General features: G+C 65.0%; 14 protein-coding genes. 4 read left to right on the top strand and 10 right to left on the bottom strand.

Annotated elements, in window-relative coordinates; translation table 11 throughout:
* The first annotated feature begins 268 nt into the window (after window positions 1–268).
* The gene (locus KTJ89_RS09895) at window positions 269–3,919 is read left to right on the top strand and encodes a choice-of-anchor G family protein (protein WP_259357584.1); all 3,651 of its coding nucleotides are present in this window, start codon (window positions 269–271) and stop codon (window positions 3,917–3,919) included.
* Between the two features lie 181 nt (window positions 3,920–4,100).
* Here KTJ89_RS09895 and KTJ89_RS09890 read toward each other — a convergent pair whose 3' ends face one another.
* Window positions 4,101–5,630 carry a deoxyguanosinetriphosphate triphosphohydrolase family protein gene (locus tag KTJ89_RS09890; protein ID WP_259357583.1) on the bottom strand — a complete coding sequence of 510 codons (1,530 nt, stop codon included), beginning with the start codon at window positions 5,628–5,630 and terminating at the stop codon, window positions 4,101–4,103.
* Window positions 5,631–5,795: 165 nt separating this feature from the next.
* Between KTJ89_RS09890 and KTJ89_RS09885 the strand changes: the two genes are divergently transcribed.
* Window positions 5,796–5,984 (top strand): hypothetical protein, encoded by a 189-nt coding sequence (locus tag KTJ89_RS09885; RefSeq protein ID WP_139468354.1) that lies wholly within the window; start codon window positions 5,796–5,798, stop codon window positions 5,982–5,984.
* Between the two features lie 59 nt (window positions 5,985–6,043).
* Here the strand turns inward: KTJ89_RS09885 and KTJ89_RS09880 are convergent, their stop codons facing one another.
* A complete protein-coding gene (locus KTJ89_RS09880; protein ID WP_259357582.1) occupies window positions 6,044–7,846 on the bottom strand; it encodes a thiamine pyrophosphate-requiring protein in 1,803 nt (600 codons plus the stop codon).
* Window positions 7,847–8,058: 212 nt separating this feature from the next.
* Window positions 8,059–8,748, bottom strand: a complete 690-nt coding sequence (locus KTJ89_RS09875; RefSeq protein ID WP_259357581.1) for an aminoacyl-tRNA hydrolase — start codon at window positions 8,746–8,748, stop codon at window positions 8,059–8,061.
* A 170-nt stretch (window positions 8,749–8,918) separates the two neighbouring features.
* Between KTJ89_RS09875 and KTJ89_RS09870 the strand changes: the two genes are divergently transcribed.
* Window positions 8,919–9,992, top strand: coding sequence for an alpha/beta hydrolase fold domain-containing protein (locus KTJ89_RS09870; RefSeq protein WP_259357580.1), 1,074 nt, complete (start codon window positions 8,919–8,921; stop codon window positions 9,990–9,992).
* On the opposite strand, the gene KTJ89_RS09865 is transcribed toward KTJ89_RS09870, so the two are convergent.
* Window positions 9,953–10,837 (bottom strand): YihY/virulence factor BrkB family protein, encoded by an 885-nt coding sequence (locus KTJ89_RS09865; protein WP_259357579.1) that lies wholly within the window; start codon window positions 10,835–10,837, stop codon window positions 9,953–9,955. The genes KTJ89_RS09870 and KTJ89_RS09865 overlap by 40 nt on opposite strands.
* Window positions 10,838–10,863: 26 nt before the next feature.
* Entirely contained in the window at window positions 10,864–11,949 is a 1,086-nt protein-coding gene (locus KTJ89_RS09860; RefSeq protein WP_259357578.1) for an AI-2E family transporter, read from the bottom strand.
* A gap of 141 nt (window positions 11,950–12,090) precedes the next feature.
* On the opposite strand from KTJ89_RS09860, the gene KTJ89_RS09855 reads away from it, so the two are divergent.
* Complete coding sequence (locus tag KTJ89_RS09855) at window positions 12,091–13,230, top strand: phosphatase PAP2 family protein (protein ID WP_259357577.1); 1,140 nt, start codon at window positions 12,091–12,093, stop codon at window positions 13,228–13,230.
* Here the strand turns inward: KTJ89_RS09855 and KTJ89_RS09850 are convergent.
* The 5 genes from KTJ89_RS09850 to KTJ89_RS09830 form a co-directional block, all read right to left on the bottom strand.
* Window positions 13,112–14,221 (bottom strand): LLM class flavin-dependent oxidoreductase, encoded by a 1,110-nt coding sequence (locus KTJ89_RS09850; RefSeq protein ID WP_259357576.1) that lies wholly within the window; start codon window positions 14,219–14,221, stop codon window positions 13,112–13,114. The two genes, KTJ89_RS09855 and KTJ89_RS09850, sit on opposite strands and share 119 nt — an antisense overlap.
* Before the next feature lie 2 nt (window positions 14,222–14,223).
* The gene (locus KTJ89_RS09845) at window positions 14,224–15,594 is read right to left on the bottom strand and encodes an LLM class flavin-dependent oxidoreductase (RefSeq protein WP_259357575.1); all 1,371 of its coding nucleotides are present in this window, start codon (window positions 15,592–15,594) and stop codon (window positions 14,224–14,226) included.
* Between the two features lie 89 nt (window positions 15,595–15,683).
* Window positions 15,684–16,457 carry an ABC transporter ATP-binding protein gene (locus KTJ89_RS09840; RefSeq protein ID WP_259357574.1) on the bottom strand — a complete coding sequence of 258 codons (774 nt, stop codon included), beginning with the start codon at window positions 16,455–16,457 and terminating at the stop codon, window positions 15,684–15,686.
* Window positions 16,433–17,296 carry an ABC transporter permease gene (locus KTJ89_RS09835; RefSeq protein ID WP_259357573.1) on the bottom strand — a complete coding sequence of 288 codons (864 nt, stop codon included), beginning with the start codon at window positions 17,294–17,296 and terminating at the stop codon, window positions 16,433–16,435. Before KTJ89_RS09835 ends, KTJ89_RS09840 begins: the two co-directional genes overlap by 25 nt.
* Window positions 17,293–18,420 carry an ABC transporter substrate-binding protein gene (locus KTJ89_RS09830; protein ID WP_259357572.1) on the bottom strand — a complete coding sequence of 376 codons (1,128 nt, stop codon included), beginning with the start codon at window positions 18,418–18,420 and terminating at the stop codon, window positions 17,293–17,295. The genes KTJ89_RS09835 and KTJ89_RS09830 overlap by 4 nt, the downstream gene beginning before the upstream one ends.
* Window positions 18,421–18,736 lie beyond the last annotated feature (316 nt).

The following is an 18,736-nucleotide window of genomic DNA, read 5'->3' as shown; positions in this document are numbered from 1 at the left end:
TTTCAATTCGTCAGATTGCACTCCTCTTAGCAAGCTTTTCACCTGCAGATTCATAGAATCGCGCAGAAACGAGGCTTGCCGCCGCAGACATCCGCAGCAGCCATCCGAACCTACCTTGGCGTAACTATAACGACGAGGTAACTTTTCCTGTGATCTGCTGATTACTTTTTGATTACTCCGTAACGTTGTGAGCGTCCTGTCAGGAAACTGCCTGTTTCCGTCCAGGCGGCGCCTGGACCTGATCAGGGTCTGAACGATGTGGAGAACCATGAGAATACTGAGAGGCCGGCCCGGAGCCGGTCGGAAGATCGCGGTGGGGTCTGTCGCCGCAGCGACAGCGGTGGGACTGACCCTGCTGACGACCTCGCCCGGTGCCGCCGATGAACAGAATCCGAACGAAGACTCAGAAGCCTACGGGCAACTGATCGATGCCGACATTTTGACCGCAGACGCTGTCGACGCTCTCTCGGCGTACAGCAGTTCTCCGTCCAGCACGGACGCGGACAGCACTCCGATCAACGCTGAGGTGCTCCAAGCCATCGGAGTCGAACTCCCCGGAATCGGCATCCCGCTCATCAGCAACGAGGGCGGCGACGGCCTCCTCGAGCTCGGTGAGGGCGGAGCGCTAAATGCCTATGGGAACGCTCCTGCCTACAACGACGCCACGGCCAGTGCCGGTGCCGTCGGGACGGACGGCGGTCTCAATCTCGATGACATCAACAATGGCGAGTACGGCAACGCCAAAGTCGATCTGACTTCAGTGCTCGGCCAGCTCAACCTCGACGGGGTCACCGATCAGATCGTCGATGAACTGAGCCTCGAGCTCGGCGCGATCGCGTCGACGGCCAACAGCAACGGCGAAGCCGATGACTCAGAGTACGCCGTCGCCGATGGCATCCTCACGGTCTCGAGCCCCGCAGTGAGCGACCTCTCGGGCGCTCTCGATGAGGTCGTCGATGGTGCGGGTGGCACTCTCGAAGAGGTCATCGGTGACGAGGGGCTAGTCAGTGCCCTCACCGGTGTCGGCGTCAATGTCAACATTCCGCTACTCGCATCGGTCAACATCGGTGGCGACGATGCGGAGGTCTCTGTACAGGTGCGAGACGCACTCAACAGCGTCGTCGAGAATGTCGTCAAGGAGAAGCTCGCGGACGATGCAGGCATCGTCTCGATCGATCTCGGCAACGGCGATATCCAGATCGACCTCGCAAAGATCGTCAAGGGCGGAGACGCCTCAGACCTCAACGGTCTCGACCCGAATACCCAGGTGCTCACCTCGGACACGATCTCGAAGATCACCGATGCTGTGGCCGACGCTCTCGGCGCCCTGTCCGGCAAGGTCAATGAGACGTTGACCGATGCGCTCAACGACGTGCACCTTGTCATCGATCTGCCGGCCAGTATCAGGCTGCTTGGCGGAAGCGCGGCAAGCGGCGCGATCAACGTGGACGCCACTCTTGGACAGCTGGCAGGCACTGATGACACTGATCCGACCATCAAGGCCGACATTGACTTGCTTGGGATTCCAGTGGGCACACTGCTCAATGCCATCACAGAGCCGCTGATCAGCGAGCTGCTCGGCATCACCAAGCCACTCATCGGCGGAATCCTTGACTCAACAGCCGAGCAGGTCGCTGACAGTGTCACCGGCATCGTCAACCCACTCCTGACCTCCCTCGACCCGGTCTTCAACGCACTCAATCAGGTCGTCGATCTCACGATCAACGAGCAGCCGACTGCGAAGGATCCGGCAGAGGAGAGCCAGGTCAAGGGCAACAATGGGCCTGGCTTCACGGTCAGTGCAGTGAGTTTGGAACTGCTCCCAGCCGCGGACGCCATCGACATCAACCTTGCGTCGTCCTCGGTCCGTGCGACCGCGGACGCTCCGGAGGAGCCCGGTGACGATGATGTGAACGCAAATGCAGCGGCTTCGGCTGCCGCATCGGCAACCGCCGATGACGACGGCAACGAAGCTGCCCAGGCAGCTTCGCAGGCCGCGGCCAACGACGACGCCACGTCAACCGCTTCGGCCGCCGCCGACGAGGATGCACAAGCTGCGGCTGAGGCTGCGGCGACGGAAGACGCATCAACCACCGCTTCGACCGACGCGACGACAGACGAGAACGCGTCGTCGACAGCCGCGTCCGAGGCCGCAGCGAACGCCGACAACACCGATAACACGAATGCGGAATCCTCCGCCGCAGCGAACGCCGACCCGGCGGCAGCTGCGTCGGCGGCCTCGACGGCAGATTCGTCAGCCACCGCATCGGAGAACGCAGCGGCAGACGCCGACGCCGATCCATCGGCAGATGCCGATCCCAACGCGGATGCCGCTGATGAAGCAGATGCGAACGTGAATGCAGCGGCTTCGGCTTCGGCATCTGCCGACGCTGACGTCGACGGCGATCCCGCCGCTCAGGCTGCAGCTCAGGCTGCAGCCGACAACGATGCGAACAGCGCAGCATCGGCAGCAGCGAACGAGAACGCCGAGGCAGCAGCGGAATCCGCCGCTAACGAAGAGGCTTCCTCGGAGACCTCGGCGGATGCGACATCAGATCCGAACGCCTCGGCGCAGCAGGCAGCCAACGCCGCCGCGAACGCCGACAACTCGGATTCGACCAACGCTGATACCTCAGCAGCGGCCGATGCCAACGCGGCGGCAGCAGCCAGCACCGCAGCGACGGCGGACTCCTCTTCGGAAGCTTCGGCCTCGGCTGCAGCAGATGCGGATGACTCCACGGTCGCGGATGCCAGCAATGAGACCACCGCGAACGCGAATGCTTCGGCTTCGGCCGCTGCATCCGCTCAGGCTGACGCTGACACGGACCCTGCTGCTCAGGCAGCAGCCGAAGCCGCGGCCGATGAAGATGCCAACAACACAGCATCTGCAGCGGCGGACGAGAACGCCGAGGCAGCTGCCGAATCGGCCGCCAACGAAGAGGCGACCTCGGAGACCTCAGCCGACGCGACGACCGAGACCAACGCTGCAGCCCAGGCCGCAGCAACAGCAACGGCCGACAGCAACGATGAGGACTCTGCGAGCGCAGATACCACCGCGGAAGCCGATGCCAATGCAGCGGTAGCCGCTTCGGTGGCAGCGAACGCCGATTCCTCGGCTGCAGCTTCGGCTGAAGCCGCTGCGGATGCCGACGGAGCTGATGACGGAGCCGCGGCCACCGCTTCGGATGATTCGGACGCGAACGCCAATGTGAACGCAGCGGCCTCGGCTTCGGCGTCCGCCACGGCCACCGCCGATGCGGACGCAGATCCGGCGGCACAGGCAGCCGCTCAGGCAGCAGCTGACAACGATGCCAACAACACGGCATCGGCAGCAGCTGACGAGAACGCCGAAGCAGCAGCAGAATCCGCCGCTAACGAAGAGGCCTCCTCGGAGACCTCGGCGGATGCGACATCAGATCCGAACGCCTCGGCGCAGCAGGCAGCCAACGCCGCCGCGAACGCCGACAACTCGGATGACAGCAACGCACAGGCATCGGCTGCAGCCAACGCCAACGCCGGTGCCGCCGCTTCGGCAGCGTCGACGGCGGACTCCTCCTCGGAGGCTTCTGCTTCTGCAGCGGCAGACGGCGCTGAGGCTGACGCAGCTGCTGAAGGCGCAGAGGCGAACGCCTCGGCCGACGGCGACGAGGCCAACGCTTCGTCGGCAGACGATGCAAATGAGGCTTCGGCTGATTCGGACCAGGCCGCATCGGCCAACGCAGGTTCGGCAGCCAACGCCGGATCCGGTTCGAACACCTCGGCCGGTTCGAGCACGAACGCCTCGGGCAATGCTGGTGGCGACCTGCCGCGGACGGGTGCCGACGGCCTCCCGGCCATGGTCGGATTCGCCGCACTGCTCCTCGCCGGCGGCGCAACAGCGGTGTGGGCAACTCGCCGTTACCGTGCAGGCAAGCACTGAGGGTGACCCAGCTCAGTCATTGAGCTGAAACCGCCAACGGCGGGGTCGGAGTGAGAACTCCGGCCCCGCCGTTCGCATGCCCGTCGTTTGCGTGCCTGTCGCTTCCTAACCGCCGACAACAGGCCACGGCCTCGACCGCGGACAAGGGACCGCGGTGAGCCCCGACCCCGACGCACTAGACCTACAACCCGCGCCCGGCCTCCCACGGCTCTTCCGAGGCACCGGTGATCAGGGCGTTGACCGACATCGCCTGCGCATCGGTGAACGAGGCGATGTAGTCCACGACCGCCCGTGCTCGACCACGCCTTACGATCCCGGCCGCGCCTTCTTCCCCCAAAGCAGCAGGGTTGCGCGCATACAGATCCGAATACTCCTGCGTGGCCGCCTCGACGGAATCGACCAGACGCCTGGGAATCCGCGTCGACTCATCCGGGTCGAGCAGCCACTCATGGAATCCCTCGACCAGGGACGCGATGATCCGCGTCTGCCCACGTTGATACACAGCCAGGTCAGACCGTTCGAGCACGAAGCGCGAATGCACGAATTTCAGCACCACGACATCGTGCCAAGCCTCCTGGCTCAGCCGCACATGACCACTGCGGATATGCGGATCCGGATCAACGACGATGGACGCCTGCAACCGGTCGATCCACCGCCGGGTGAATCCGGTGACCGCCCGATCCGCCTCCAGTCCCCCGTCATAGGGAACCCCGAGCAAACCTTCGACAAGGTCCCGATTGACGCGCTCCACCGAATCCCGGAACGCCTCCTCCGACGCAATCCACGGGTCCTTCTCCCCGATGTGTCGCCGGATCGCTTCGAGCGCATGGCCAGGACGGCGCCGATCCAACTCCGCAGAATCCACGGCCGCCAACTCCCGATGATCGCGCAGCCACCGTCCGAGCTCAGCGGACACAGCTGTGTACTGCAGCACGTTCGACCGGTAGAAATCGTCCAGATCGTGCACCGCATACGCAATATCGTCGGCCACGTCCATGACCGCGCATTCGAGCGTCTGCTGATACTGCCCGATCGCCGGAAACGCCGAGAGCACGTCCGCCATCTCCTCGACCTCGGTGGCGTAGGCGGAGAACTTCATCGCTCCCTCACTGACATCATCACCGACCCCGCGCGGCATCCGCGCCGCCGACGAAGCCCGGTCGCCTGTCCATTCCCCGCGCTCCCACGGATATTTGAGCACCGCAGCCCGAATCGCGCGCGTGAGATTGAGACCGCGCGCCGTGGCCTCGCAGCTGTCGAGGGCGGTGAGGATCCGAAACGTCTGCGCATTCCCCTCGAACCCGTCCTCGAGGCGCAGCACCTGCCGCGACACCCGGTCGAGTTCCTTCTCGCCGAGGTGGCCGAACGGAGGGTGCCCCAGATCGTGGGCGGCCGCGGCCGCCTGGACGACAACCGGATCACATCCGCCGAGGCGGCTGACCGTTTCCCGGGTCGCCTCGTCAGCATTGTTCAACGTGATCGCGATCGACCGGGCCACCGCGGAGACCTTGAGCGAATGCGTCAGCCGGTTGTGGATGACGGTGCCGGATCCGGCTTGCGGAATGACCTGGGTGACCGAAGCCAGGCGGGAGAAGAACGGGGAGAACCGGATCCGTTCGATATCGACGCGGAACTCGTCCTCTCCGGGGCGGGCCTCCTCGGCGACATTGCGATCGCGACCTCCGGTGGTGTGATATCTCTGTCGTTCCATGAACTCAGACTACCGATTCCGCACCCTGAAGACCCTTTATAGCTACCTGACGGGGGCCCAGCAACCTGGCGCCAGGTTGCTGGGCCCCCGTCAGGTAGTAAGGGGATCCCTTGAGACTCAGATCACAGCATCGTATGGTGAAGATACCTATAGGAGGTGGTCACGATGACCGGAGTCAATGAAGATTTCTACCAGCCAGCGACCCAACCTGGTGACATCATCGAAGTCGAGGACGAAGAGACCGGCGAGATGGTCAAACACGTCATCTACCTCGACGAATTCGGCAACGGCACGAAGACGCGGCCGCTGTCCGAAGAAGAACTCGAAGACCTCGACGAGGCGCCCGAGACCTGATCGCGAACCAGCCGCCCACGATGGGTTCGGCAGCGTACTCGCAGCGCGCAGAGAACTCCTCAATCATCCGAGGTCAGGCCCATGCGTGCGAACAGCCGTGCGGCGGTGGCCCGTGAACTCTGCTTGACCACCTGCCCGAGCTCGGGGTCTCCGGCCAGCAGCGATTCCGCGAGGCCTTTGGCCTGCGCGAAAGCGATGTGGGCCGGCAGCGGCGGCGTGTTGCGGTCGCAGCGGACGTCGAGGACGACCGGCCGGTCGGCGGCGAAGGCCTCGTCGAGACTCCCGTCGATCTTCTCCGGATCGTCGACGCGGATGCCTTTGAGCCCGAGCAGCTCCGCGTAGCCGGCGTAGTCCATCGACTCGACCAGCTGGGCCGTGTCCCACCTCGGGTCACCGGCCTCCCGCATCTCCCAGGACACCTGGTTGAGGTCCCCGTTGTCGATGACGAGGACGACGAGGGTGGAGTTCGACCATTCTCGCCAGTGCCGTTTGACGGTGAGCAGACCGTTCATTCCCATCATCTGGAAAGCTCCGTCACCGATGGTGCACACCACCGGACGATCGGGATGCGCGAACTTGCCCGCCAGCGCATAGGGCATCGCGGCGAGCATCGAAGCCATCCGACCCGAGAGGTTGCCCATCTGGTTCGGTCCCAGTTCGATGTGGAAGCCGTACCAGTCGGCCGTGCTCCCGGCGTCGCAGGTGATGATCGCGTTCTCGGGCAGATGTTCGTTGAGGGAGACGAAGACCCGGCGAGGATTGATCGGGTCGGCTTCGGTCATGGCGACCCGAGTGTTCTCCTTCATCCACGCCCGGTTCTCATCAGCGATCTTCTCCTGCCACCCGGTCTCGTGCTGGCTCAGATGCGACTGCAGCGCGGCCAGCGTGGTCTTCGCGTCGCCCCACAGGTTGACCTCGGTGGGATAGCGGATCCCCAGGTGACGTGGCGACAGGTCGATCTGCACGGCACGTGCCTGGCCGGTCGGCGGCATGAATTCGCCGTAGGGATAGTTCGTGCCGACCATCAGCAGGGTGTCGCATTTCTGCATCATGTCGTAGCTCGGCCGCGATCCCAGCAGACCCAGCTGCTGGGTGTGGAAGTCGACATCACCGGGCACCACCTGTTTGCCCAGCAGGGTGGTGATCACACCAGCACCGAGGCGCTTCGCCACGGCGATGACCTCATCGGTCGCTCCGATCGCGCCCTGTCCGACGAGCATGGCGACCTTCTCACCGCTGTTGAGGACTTCGGCCGCGCGGGCGAGCGCGTCGTCGACGGGTCGCAGGCGGTCCTCGGCGTAGCCGGTGCCGGTGCGGGAGACGAAATGCTCGACCGCCGGCTCTTCCATGTCCATAGTCTGTACGTCGGCGGGCAGGACGACGACGGCCGGACCGCGGTAGGCCTTGGCCATGCGGACGGCTTTGTCGACGACGAGTTGCGCGTGCATCGGCGCGGCCACTGTCTGCACGAACACCGCGGCGTCGGCGAAGAGTCGTTCGAGGTTGATCTCCTGTTGGAATTCGGAACCCAACGACACTCGCGCCTGCTGCCCGACGATGGCGACGACTGGGGCGTTGTCGCCCTTGGCGTCGTAGAGGCCGTTCATGAGGTGGATGGCGCCGGGGCCCGAGGTGGAGACGCACACGCCCACCTCACCGGTGAATTTCGCGTGGGCGGTGGCCATGAACGCCGCCTCCTCCTCGTGAGTGGGGCGCACATAGGTGAAGTCCTTGCCCTCGTCCTGCGCTCGGCCCATAGCCCCGTCGAAGCCGCCGATGCCGTCGCCGGGGTATCCGTACCAGTGGTGCAGATCCCAGGCGATGAGCCGATCGATGATGAAGTCGCTGACGGAGGTCGCCATGTGCCTTCTCCTCACGAATACTCGCGTGTCGAATGTGCCCAGCCGACGTGCTGCGACGTGGCCCGGCCTGGCCCTCCAGGCTTGTCCTGGCACCGTCAGCTGTCAAGACTCCGAAGCCCCGGCGCCCGGGCCTCACCGACCATCGCCGCGGCATGTCTCCCGGCGGAGGAGATCAGCACAGAAGGGGGGTCTTGTCCTCGCGAGTTGCGGCCTCACCACGAGGCCCGCACCGTTTCCGTCGGCCCATCGACTTCCGTGAAGCCGGCGTCGACGACGCTGATCTGCTGGTCGTTCGCCGCCCATGCGTCCTTCGTCGCAGTCTGCACTCGCAGGCTGAACCCCGACTCACGCCAACGGTCCCGCACCTCGTCGGGCATCTGCTCGAACGCCAGCTGCGCGGCGTGTCCGCATTGCGCAGCGGCCTTCCCGGTCGTGAGCGTCAGCTCGGGAGAGAGTTCGATCGTCACGACCGCCTCGGCGGCGGGGATCGAGGATCCGCCCCCATCCGGGAATTCGGTGCCGCCGACCTGAAGCTTCTTCAGCTCCGGTGGCAGGGGTTCGACAGGGCCGGGTGCGAAGACGAACGCCTCGGCGGGAGCGAAATCGTCGGTGCCGCCGAAGGTCACGCTCACGCACCCGAGTGCCCGTGCGTCCTCGAGCTTCTTCCCGTCGCCACGGCGCACGACCTTGCGGATCGCTCCGTCACGCCAGTATTCGACGGCCTCGTTCCAGTCCCCGCCCGGCTGTGAGCGCGGATCGTCGAGGAAGGTCACGACAGCACGAGAGGTGGTCTCGAGGACGTCGATGTGGCGAGCGATGGCGGTCTTGGACCGGCGCACGACGATCGGCAGTGACCATGGGATTTCGTGGTCGGTTTCGTGTCGACGCATGTGTTCGGTCAAGGGTTCGCTCCTGCAGTGTCTTCGGCGGTGAAGGACTGGTGTCACAGTCCCCTTGTCATAACAGCGTCGATCGGCGGATATTCCGGATCTTCGCAGGTGAGTCCTACTGTGGCCGCCGCCGCTGGCCTCGCTAAGCTGGGAATCATTGCCGCCGACCAAGAATGAGGCTGATGATTCCCGGCGTGACCGTCGACCCCGCGCTCACCGAAGCGCTGCTGGCCACCATTCCTGCCGACATCGTGGCGTCGATGTCGCCGCAGATGCGCGAGGTCATGGCTGTCCAGGCCACTCGGGCCGACGCGTGCCGCCGGGCCGGCGAGGACTTCGCCGCTACTGCCGGTGACCTCTCCCCTGCCGCTCGATCCTTGGCCGCCAAACGCGCCGAATACCGGACCGAACGCACGCTGTGGAACGAAGGCGGCCCCACCATGAGCCGCACCGATGATCACCACATCCGCACCGCCGACGTCGACGTTCCGATCCGCATCCATCGCCCCACCACCGAGGCGGTCCTGCCCGGTCTCCTGTTCCTCCACGGCGGTGGGTTCAGCCTCGGCGACCTCGATACACATGACCGGATCATGCGCGTGCTCGCCGCTGCCGGCGGCTTCGCCGTGATCGGAGTCGAATATTCGCTGTCGCCGGAGGTGAAGTTCCCGCAGGCGCTGCACGAGTGTGCCGGGGTCGTCGACCACCTCGCCGGCCACGGTGAGGATTTCGGCATCGACGGCACACGTCTGGCCATCTCCGGAGATTCGGCTGGGGCGGTTCTCACCCTCGGCGCAGGTCTGCTTCTGCGCGATGAACCGGAGACCATCGGGGCGAGTCCTGCGAGCTTCTCGGCTCTGCGCGCCCTCCTGCCCATCTACGGCAGCCACGGTCTCATCGACTCGGCCAGTCGCAGGCTCTACGGCGGCGACTGGGACGGCATGGGCATCCACGACCTCAGCAACCTCCTCGACGACTACCTGCCGACCCCGGAGGACGAACATTCACCGTTCGTCGCGCACCTCACCGCCGATCTGTCCGGTCTGCCGCCGGTGTTCGTCGCGGCCGCCGGGCTCGATCCGCTGCGCGACGACAGCCGGGCATTGGCCAGAACCCTGCAGCGGGCAGGCAACGACGTCCGCTTCGAGGAGTATCCGCATGTGCTCCATTCGTTCCTCCATTTCGGTCGGGTGCTCGACGACACGAACACCGTGCTTCACAATGCCGCCGAGTTCGCCGCACGTCGTCTGAACTGATTCCTGCGGTCTGCGGCACCATCGGGCTGCCGTTGCCGCTCGCGTTCGATCTCAGCGTCGAACTCGGCGCCGAGGAGCAGCGAGAGGTTGACCATCCACACCCAGGCGAGCCCGACGATCACTCCCCCGATCGACCCATAGGTGACGTTGTAGCTGCTGAAGTTATTGATGTAGAGAACGAAGCAGGCCGACACGGCAAGCAGCACGAGCAGCGCGACGAACGCACCGAGGCTGACCCACCGGAACTTCGGCTGCCTGACGTTCGGGGTCACGTAGTAGAGCAGGGCGATGAGCAGCATGACGAAGAAGACGAAGACCGGCCATCTGACCACGTTCCAGATCAGCAGGGCGAACGCGCCCATTCCGATGAGCTCGCCGAGCGTTTCGGCGATGGGCCCGGACAGCACGAGCAGCAGCCCCAGAGAGGCCAGGACGATGAGCGTGACCACGGTCATCAGGAGCATGAGCGGCTTGAACTTCCAGTACGGCCGAGTCTCCTCGACCCGGTAGACAGCGTTCAGGGCACGGCCGAATGCGCCGATGTATTTCGACGACGACCAGATCGCCAGCAGCAGGCTGCCGATGAGGGTGGCTCCGGCCGAAGACGACTCGGTGAGTTCGACGATGAACGGGCGGATCGCCGTGGCCGCCTCGGCCGAGACTCCGTGGACCAGGGAGAGCACCGCCTTCGTGGTCGACTCGGCTTCCCCGACCACGCCGAGCAGCGACACCATGGCGAGGATCGCCGGGGCAGCGGAGAGCAGAGCGTAGAAGCTCAGCCCGGCTGCTCTGTCGAGGCACTCATCGTCGAGCAGACGCCGAAGAGCGCCCCTGACGATCCGCACTCGATCCAACCGTGGCCCGGCCCGCCTCAACGCTGTCCCACTCTGTAGTCCTTGGCCGCGTGGATCATCGCATTGAGAGTCGCGATGACCGGCACGGAGAAGAAGGCCCCGGCGATGCCCGCCACCGCTGCTCCCGCTGTCACCCCGAGGATCACCGCCAAGGGGTGGATCTTCACTGTGGGTCCTGTCAGCCACGGCTGCAGGACGTGGCTCTCGAGCTGCTGGACGACGATGACGATCCCGAGCATGATCAGGCCGTGCACCCAGCCGTTGAAGAGCAGCGCCAAGCCCACCGCGACCGCTCCGCCCACGATCGCTCCGACGAACGGCACGAAGGCACCGAGGAAGACCACCATGGCGATCGGCACCGCCAAGGGGACGCCGAGGATCAGTGCACCCACTCCGATTCCGAGAGCATCGCTGGCCGCGACGACCAGCTGGATCCGAATGAAGTTCGTCAGCGTCTTCCAACCGGCCTCACCGGCCGCGGAGATCCGCGCATGCGCCTTCTTCGGCCAGATGTTGACGACCCAGGTCCAGATGCCGCGTCCGTCGATGAGCGCGAAGAGGGTGACGAACAGGATGATGATGACGCCTTCGATGACATGCGCCGCCGTCGTGCCCACCTCGGCGGCACCGGAGCCGAGACCGGCGGCGTTGTCCTGCAGCCACTTCCCCGAGGAATCGACGAGGTCGTTGAGTTTGGCTTCGGTGATTCCGAACGGCTGCGTGGCCAAGAGCTGCTTCGCCGCGTCCAGGGTCGTCGCCACCTGCTTCCGGATCTCAGGTATCTCACTTCTGATCTGAAAGGTGATGAGGAGGACGAGTCCGGCCAGCAGGCCGAGGACGACGACCCAGACTGTGACCACCGCCAACCACTTAGGCCACCGATGCCTCTGCAGGAACGTCGACATGGGCACCAGGAGGGCAGAGAGGACGAGCCCGGCCAGGAATGGAACGACGATCTGTGCGACCTGCAGTGCCACGAAGATCGCGACTGTGATTCCCGCGATGATCACCAGCAGGTATCCGGTGAAGCGGGCACCGAGTCTGAGTCCCTCGGGTATCGGGTCATCGCGATTCGGGGGCGCGTTCAATGGACCTTCTGTCATGAACCAACACTAATGCCGCGGGCCGCACAGTGGGTGGACCATTCTGTTCTGCCCCGCCGGCGCGGGCGAGACGGGGCTCCGGTCAGCCGCCTCCGAGGGAAATCCGAAGATGTACTAAAAGTGAATCACTACGGTGTTCCGATGACCAGATTGCGACGTTGGCCCTACACCTTTGCCATGGCGCTGTCCCTCCTCGTCGGAGCGGCCGCCGTGTTCTCCTCCCTCTTCCTCGATCTCCCGTTGCGGGACCCCGACGGATTCCTCGGCCCCTCATACATCCGTCTGCCTCTGCTGGTTCTCGGATTCATCGGCGCCGGGCTGATCGTGGAAACGGTGAGGCGAAACGGGTGGCGAAATCTGCCGATGTCTGTCGTCGACATCGCCAAGAAGGAGTGGAACACCCACCGTCTGCTGTGCATCGGTGCCGGGCTGCTGAGTTTCTACGTCTGCTACGTCGCTTACCGCAATCTCAAGAGCGTGCTGCCGGTGTTCCGCGAGGGCACCCTCTTCGATCAGCAGCTGTTCCGCCTCGACCATTGGCTCATGGGCGGAAACACTCCGGCGGTGCTCCTGCACGAACTCCTGGGCACCGGCATCGCGGCGAACCTGCTGTCGATCGCCTACCTCGCCTACCTGCCGCTCATTCCGATCAGCCTCGGCGCAGTCCTCGTGCTCAATCGCAGACTCGCCGTCGGCGCTTGGTATACAACGATGTTGAGTCTCAATTGGGTGCTCGGCACTGTCAGCTACTATCTCCTGCCGTCGGTCGGCCCGGTATTCAGCCACCCAGAGGTCTTCCGGGCGCTGCCCGACACCGGAGTCAGTGAGCTCCAGCAATCCCTCATCGACACTCGCCTCGACTACCTGAGCAACCCGATCGGCAGCGACTCCATCCAGGGTGTCGCCGCGTTCGCATCTCTGCACGTCTCCGTCACCTTCGCCGCCGCTCTATTCATGACGCTGACGAAACAGCATCGCGCCGTCCAGGTGTTCACCTGGATCTTCTTCGGTGTGACGGTCGTGGCCACGCTCTACTTCGGATGGCATTACATCCTCGACGACATCGCGGGCATCGGCATCGGCTGGGCTTCGGTGATGCTCGCCGCTCGGGTGACCGGACATCGCCGAGTTCGAACCCCTTCCCGAACAGCACTGAGAGACACTATCCGAGTACCGTCCCAGCAGGCTCGACAGCAACCGAATCCTCCCGCTGAAGCAGCGGGAGGAGATTCTGCCCGACCCGTTCAACCTCTGCCAGATACGGTGCGTCCGACAGGATGAAGTGGCTGACCCCGAGTGACCGGTAGCGGTTCAGCGCATCCGCGACTTCCTGGAACGAACCCACCAACCAGGTGGTGCCGGCACCCTGCCCACCGAGGCGGCCGGGAGCGGTGTAGAGGACATCGTCGAGGACGTCGCCCTCATCGGCAAGAGCGACGAGGCGGTCCTGTCCCACCGACTGCCGGTGGTTCTCCCGCCAGACCTTCGCCTGGCTCTCATGATGCATACCGGCCACACGGTTCCTGGCCACACTCCACGCCTCTTCGCTCGTCTCCCGGACGACGACGGTCACCCGCAACCCGAATTCCAACGGCGCATGCACTCGCCCGACTTCCTCGGACAGCGCCTGGAGTCGCGCAATCCGCTCGGCCACGGCAGCATAAGTCTCGCCCCAGAACAGCTGCACGTCCGCCTCGGCGGCAGCGACCTTCTCCGCTTCGACCGAGGCCCCGCCGAAGTAGAGCGTCGGCTGCGACCGCTCACCCACAGTGAACGGTCGTGCACCGAGAGCGGCGTCGTTGAGGGTGTAGAACCGCCCGTCATAGGTCACCGATTCCTCCGACCACAGTCGCCTGACCAGGTGGATGAACTCCAGAGTGCGCGCATACCGGTCGCCCCGATCGGTCACAGTGTCCCCATAGGCCGACGCCGAATCGGCGCCCGAGACGATGTTGATCAGTACACGCCCCCGACTGAGGTGATCGAGAGTGGCTGCGGCCGCCGCGAAGTTCGCCGGGTGCCAATACCCGGGCCTGGCCGCGATGAGCGGTTGGAAGGAATCGGTGAGTGCGGCCAACGCGGTGCCGACGGTGAAGGTGTCCGGCCGCGTCCATCCGGTGCCCAACAGCGCCCCTTCCCATCCATTGGCCTCGACCGCCCGGGCATGCTCGGTCAGTGTGTGCAACGAGTTGTGATCGGCTCGCACTTCGTCGCCGCGGTGTCCGGGTTCAGTTTGGTTGGGAATGTACCAGAGGTACTTCGGCTCAGTCATGGTCATGCCACCTCGCTGCTCGTCGTATCAGTGAGTTCATCGCCGCGGTCCCGTTGACCGGGGGTCGGCAGGCCGTAGTGCCCGCGCAGGGTCGTCGTCTCGTAGTCGTGCCTGAACAGGCCGCGTCGCGTAAGGATCGGCACCACGGTGTCGACGAAATCGTCAAGGCCGCCGGGCAGCGACGGGGGCATGATGTTGAACCCGTCGGCGGCTCCTGCACGGAACCATTCTTCGATCGCGTCGGCGATCTGTTCGGGTGTGCCGGCAACGGTCCGATGACCGCGACCCCCGCCGAGGCGGCCGATGAGTTCTCGTGCCGTGAGACCTTCCCGTCGGGCGAGGTCGACGATGAGCGTGTACCGTGACTTCGCTCCCTCGATCTCGTCCTCGGCGGGAAGATCGGCAGGCAGCTGCCGGTCGAGGGAGAGTTCGTCCGGGGACACCCGCAGTGTTTGGGCGAGTTGGGCGAGCGCGAACTCGGGCCGGATGAGGCGGTCGAGTTCCTCGTCCTTCGCTTGAGCCTCGGCCTCGGTGGCTCCGATCACCGGGACGATCCCGGGCAGGATCTTCACATGCTCCGGGTTGCGGCCGTGCTTGAGCGCACGGTTCTTCACGTCGGCGGCGAAGGCGATCGCATCGTCGAGCCACTGGTGGGCGGTGAAGACCGCCTCGGCGAACTTGGCGGCGAGCTCCTTGCCGGATTCCGAGGATCCGGCCTGCACGATCAGCGGGTAGACCTGCGGCGAGCGGGGTATGTTGAGCGGTCCGGCGACCTTGAAGAAGTTGCCCTCATGGTTGATGGCGTTGACCTTCTCCGCATCACCCCAGACGCCGGACTCCTTGTCTCCGAGGACGGCGTCATCGTCCCAGCTCTGCCATAGTCCTTGGACGACCTCGAGGAATTCCTCGGCGCGTTCGTACCTGGTCCGGTGGGCGGGAAGCTCATCGAGGCCGAAGTTCCTCGCCGCGTCCGCGCCGGCGGTGGTCACGACGTTCCAGCCGACCCTCCCCCGGCTGATGTGGTCGATCGAGGAGAGCCGGCGGGCAAGATTGTAGGGAGAGTTATAGCTCGTCGAGGCGGTGGCGATGAGCCCGATGCGCTGTGTCGCCACTGCGAGTGCGCTGAGCAGGGTGAGCGGTTCGAGGTTGCCGGCAGGTCGCCTGCCCACCTCTGCGCGGAGGCTCGGTCCGTCGGCGAAGAAGATCGAATCGAAGCCTCCCCGCTCGACGGTCTGTGCCAGTCTGATGTAGTGGTCGATGTCCGTGCCGGCCTCGGGATCGCTTTCGGGCAGCCGCCACGAGGCTTCGTGATGACCGGTGGTCATGAGGAATGCGTTGAGGTGAAGAGTCTTCTCCGGTGGTGTTGTCGTCATAGCGTTGCCTTCCGAATCATGGAATGGGAGTCGCGGGATGGGCAGGTGGGGCCGTCGGGTGGACGGGGCGTCTTCGGCCGGGCGGGAGCTCAGACCGCGACGTCGACTCCGAGAGCCTCGAGCAGCGAGGTTCGCAGCTCGGAGAGCTCTGCGGAGGTGACGGTGCGCGGGTGCGCTGCGTCGATGCGGATGTCCGTGGAGATCCGGCCGTCGTCGAGGACGATGATCCGATCGGCGAGAAGCAGCGCCTCGTCGATGTCGTGGGTGACGAGGAGGACTGCCGGCTGATGTTTCGTCAGCAGGGTGTGGAGCAGTCCGTGCATCTTCGACTTCGTCAGCGCGTCGAGGGCGCCGAAGGGTTCGTCGGCGAGCAGAAGTGCCGGTTCGCGGACCAGGGCTCGGGCCAAGGAGACCCGCTGCTGTTCGCCTCCGGAGAGTTCCTTGGGCCAGGACTTCTCACGTCCGGCCAGCCCCACCTCGGCGAGTGCCTCTCGGGCCCGTTGCGCAGGATCCTCCCCGCGCAGTCCGAGGGTGACGTTGTCGAGCACCTTCTGCCACGGCAGCAGCCGGGAGTCCTGAAAGGCGACCGATCGTTCGGTGGGCACGTCGATCTGCCCCTCGATGTCGGGGTCGAGCCCGGCGAGTGCCCGCAGCAGGGTGGATTTCCCCGAGCCGCTGCGGCCCAGCAGTGCCACGAACTCACCTGCGGCGATGTCGATGTCGACGGAGTCGAGCACGGTGCGGGAAGCGAACCGGCGGGTGAGTCCGCGCACGTGCACAAGGGGCGGAGCCGCCTCGGCGGGGGTGGTGGAGTTCTGGGTCGTGGTGTCCGAGTCGGTCACCGTGAGAGTGTCTGGCGCCATGTCAGCGCCCTCCTTTCTGCGATGCGGACGAGCAGGTCGCTGCCCACGCCGAGGATGGCGTAGACGACGAGGCCGACCACGATGATGTCGATCTGTCCATAGAGGCGGGCCTGGTTCATGAGGAACCCGATGCCCGAGGTCGCGTTGATCTGCTCGACGACGACCAATGACGTCCAGGCGCTGGTCACGGCCAGCCGGAGTCCGGTGAAGAACCCGGGAAGCGCTCCGGGCAGTGCGACCTTCGTGACGAATTCGCGTCTGCTCAGCCGCAGCGTGGCAGCGAGTTCCTGGTACCGGCCGTCGAGTCCGCGCAGTGCGGCGTGGGTGTTGATGTAGATGGGCACCATGACCGAGAAGACGATGAGGGTGACTTTCATGCCTTCGCCGATGCCCAGCCACACGATCGCCAGTGGGATGAAGGCCAGGGTGGGCACAGCGCGTTTGATATTCATCGGACCGTCGATGAGGCTCTCGCCGAGGCGGGTCAGTCCCGCTGCGAGGGCGAGCAGGATCGCGGCGATCACGCCGATGCCCAGGCCGAGTGCCGCTCGCTGGAGGGAGGTGAGGAGGTTCTCGGGCAGGCGACCGTTCTCCGTCAGGGAGATTCCCGTCGAGACCGCCGTCCACGGTGCGGGCAGGACGCGCGGGTCGATGAGACCGGTGGCCGAACCGCTCACCCAGATGGCCAGAAGGATGACGATGCCGAGAGAGATGCGTGTCGGTGAGAAGCGCTGCCACCATGGGGCGCGCGGCTCCGGTGCCGGTGAGATGTCGGAGCTGACGCTGTGTTGACCGGGTTCGAGTCTCGTGGTCTCCGGAGGCTGGACTGTCACACTCATTCGTCGAGTTCCTTTCGGTCCTGGTGGGCGCCGACCTCGTCGACGGTGTCCTCGATGACGTCGTTGAAGCGCCGATCGAACATGTCGTTGGCGTCTACGTCGACCGGCAGTTCTCCGGAGTCGTAGCTGAGGTCGATGGTGGACTGTTCGGTGGCGATGACGTCGTCGAGCTTCGGGAAGACCGTTGTGCCCTCCTGCTCGCGGATGAAGCGGCCCTCCTCTTCGGTCAGCCCTTGGTTCTTCACGAAGTAGTCCTCGACCCAGTCGTCGGTGTTCTCATTGATCCACTGATTGGCCCGGATCGAATGGGCGACGAATTCTCTCAGCGCGGCCGACTTCGCGGGATCTTCGAGCACTTCCTTGCGGGCATAGATGAAGTTCAGCCCGGTGCCCAGCCCCGCGGTCTCCTTGTCGGGCAGGTAACCGGCTCCCTCCTTCTCATAGCCCTGGAGATAGCGGGCCAGCCTGGCTCCGGTGAGCGGGGCGATGTCGATCTCGTCGGATTGCAGGGCTTCGCTGAATTCGCCGAGTTCCAGGCGGACGAGTTCGACGTCGTCGGTCGACAGTCCCGCTTTGTCGAGCAGTCGCAGCACCAGAGATCCCTGGGCGGTGCCCTCTGCATAGCCGATCTTCGCGCCCTTGATCTTGCTGATCGAGTCGACGTCCGTGCTCGGGGAGGTGGCCAGACGGATGACGTCGGGTGAGGATTGGAGGGCGAGGATGATCGGAACGACTTCCCCGGAGGCGAAGGCCTGGATGGGCGGGGTATCGCCGACGCGGGCGACGTCGACGGCGCCGGCCCGGAAGGCTTCGAGGATCTCCGGTCCGCCGACGAAGTTCGAGAACTCGTATTCGAAGCTGAAGTCGTCGAGCTCACCGGAGGACTTCAACGCCACCTGCTGCTGTTCCTGCTGGTCGGCGATATTGAGCACGGTTCCCGCGGGGACCTCGTCTGCTAGAGCCTGATCCTTGAGGTCGTCGACCGAGCCCTGCCCCGAGGCTGCTCCCCCGCAGGCGGACAATGTCAGGGCGGCTGCTGCGAGGAATCCGACGAATCCGAGAGTTCGGCGTCCGTGGCGCGGCGGAGATGTCCGCCGGTCGGTGGAGGGACGAGAGAGTGCCATGGGTCTGGTGTCCTATCGTTCGATGACTGGCCCTCGAATCCCAGCTGAGTGGATCCGAGATGACCTCACGCTATGGTCAGCGCTCGAATCCGAATCGTGATCGCGCCATGTCGAGTCCGCTGAGTTCACGGGCCGACGAGTGACGTCCGGCGACTTCATACACCGAATGACGACGTCCGCCGGCGTCACAGTCCGACAGAGGGCTTCTGCTAACGTCACAGACCGATGAAGTCAGGCCGGCACCGGGGGCAATGTGATTCGTGAGCCGACGCCCTGTAGACTGGTGCCACTTGCGAACCCGTTTTCGGGTTCCCTG

It is taken from the genome of Brevibacterium sediminis, assembly GCF_024895295.1.
GTDB classification, from domain to species: domain Bacteria; phylum Actinomycetota; class Actinomycetes; order Actinomycetales; family Brevibacteriaceae; genus Brevibacterium; species Brevibacterium sediminis.
Note: the sequence above shows the minus strand (reverse complement) of the source record. Positions and strands in the feature narration are given on the sequence as shown.

Excerpts from the sequence above, each read along its gene's own strand:
- KTJ89_RS09895 (WP_259357584.1), top strand. The coding sequence starts at position 269 with ATGAGAATACTGAGAGGCCGGCCCGGAGCCGGTCGGAAGATCGCGGTG.
- KTJ89_RS09890 (WP_259357583.1), bottom strand. The coding sequence starts at position 5,630 with ATGGAACGACAGAGATATCACACCACCGGAGGTCGCGATCGCAATGTC.
- KTJ89_RS09885 (WP_139468354.1), top strand. The coding sequence starts at position 5,796 with ATGACCGGAGTCAATGAAGATTTCTACCAGCCAGCGACCCAACCTGGT.
- KTJ89_RS09880 (WP_259357582.1), bottom strand. The coding sequence starts at position 7,846 with ATGGCGACCTCCGTCAGCGACTTCATCATCGATCGGCTCATCGCCTGG.
- KTJ89_RS09870 (WP_259357580.1), top strand. The coding sequence starts at position 8,919 with ATGATTCCCGGCGTGACCGTCGACCCCGCGCTCACCGAAGCGCTGCTG.
- KTJ89_RS09860 (WP_259357578.1), bottom strand. The coding sequence starts at position 11,949 with ATGACAGAAGGTCCATTGAACGCGCCCCCGAATCGCGATGACCCGATA.
- KTJ89_RS09855 (WP_259357577.1), top strand. The coding sequence starts at position 12,091 with ATGACCAGATTGCGACGTTGGCCCTACACCTTTGCCATGGCGCTGTCC.
- KTJ89_RS09850 (WP_259357576.1), bottom strand. The coding sequence starts at position 14,221 with ATGACTGAGCCGAAGTACCTCTGGTACATTCCCAACCAAACTGAACCC.
- KTJ89_RS09845 (WP_259357575.1), bottom strand. The coding sequence starts at position 15,594 with ATGACGACAACACCACCGGAGAAGACTCTTCACCTCAACGCATTCCTC.
- KTJ89_RS09840 (WP_259357574.1), bottom strand. The coding sequence starts at position 16,457 with ATGGCGCCAGACACTCTCACGGTGACCGACTCGGACACCACGACCCAG.
- KTJ89_RS09835 (WP_259357573.1), bottom strand. The coding sequence starts at position 17,296 with ATGAGTGTGACAGTCCAGCCTCCGGAGACCACGAGACTCGAACCCGGT.
- KTJ89_RS09830 (WP_259357572.1), bottom strand. The coding sequence starts at position 18,420 with ATGGCACTCTCTCGTCCCTCCACCGACCGGCGGACATCTCCGCCGCGC.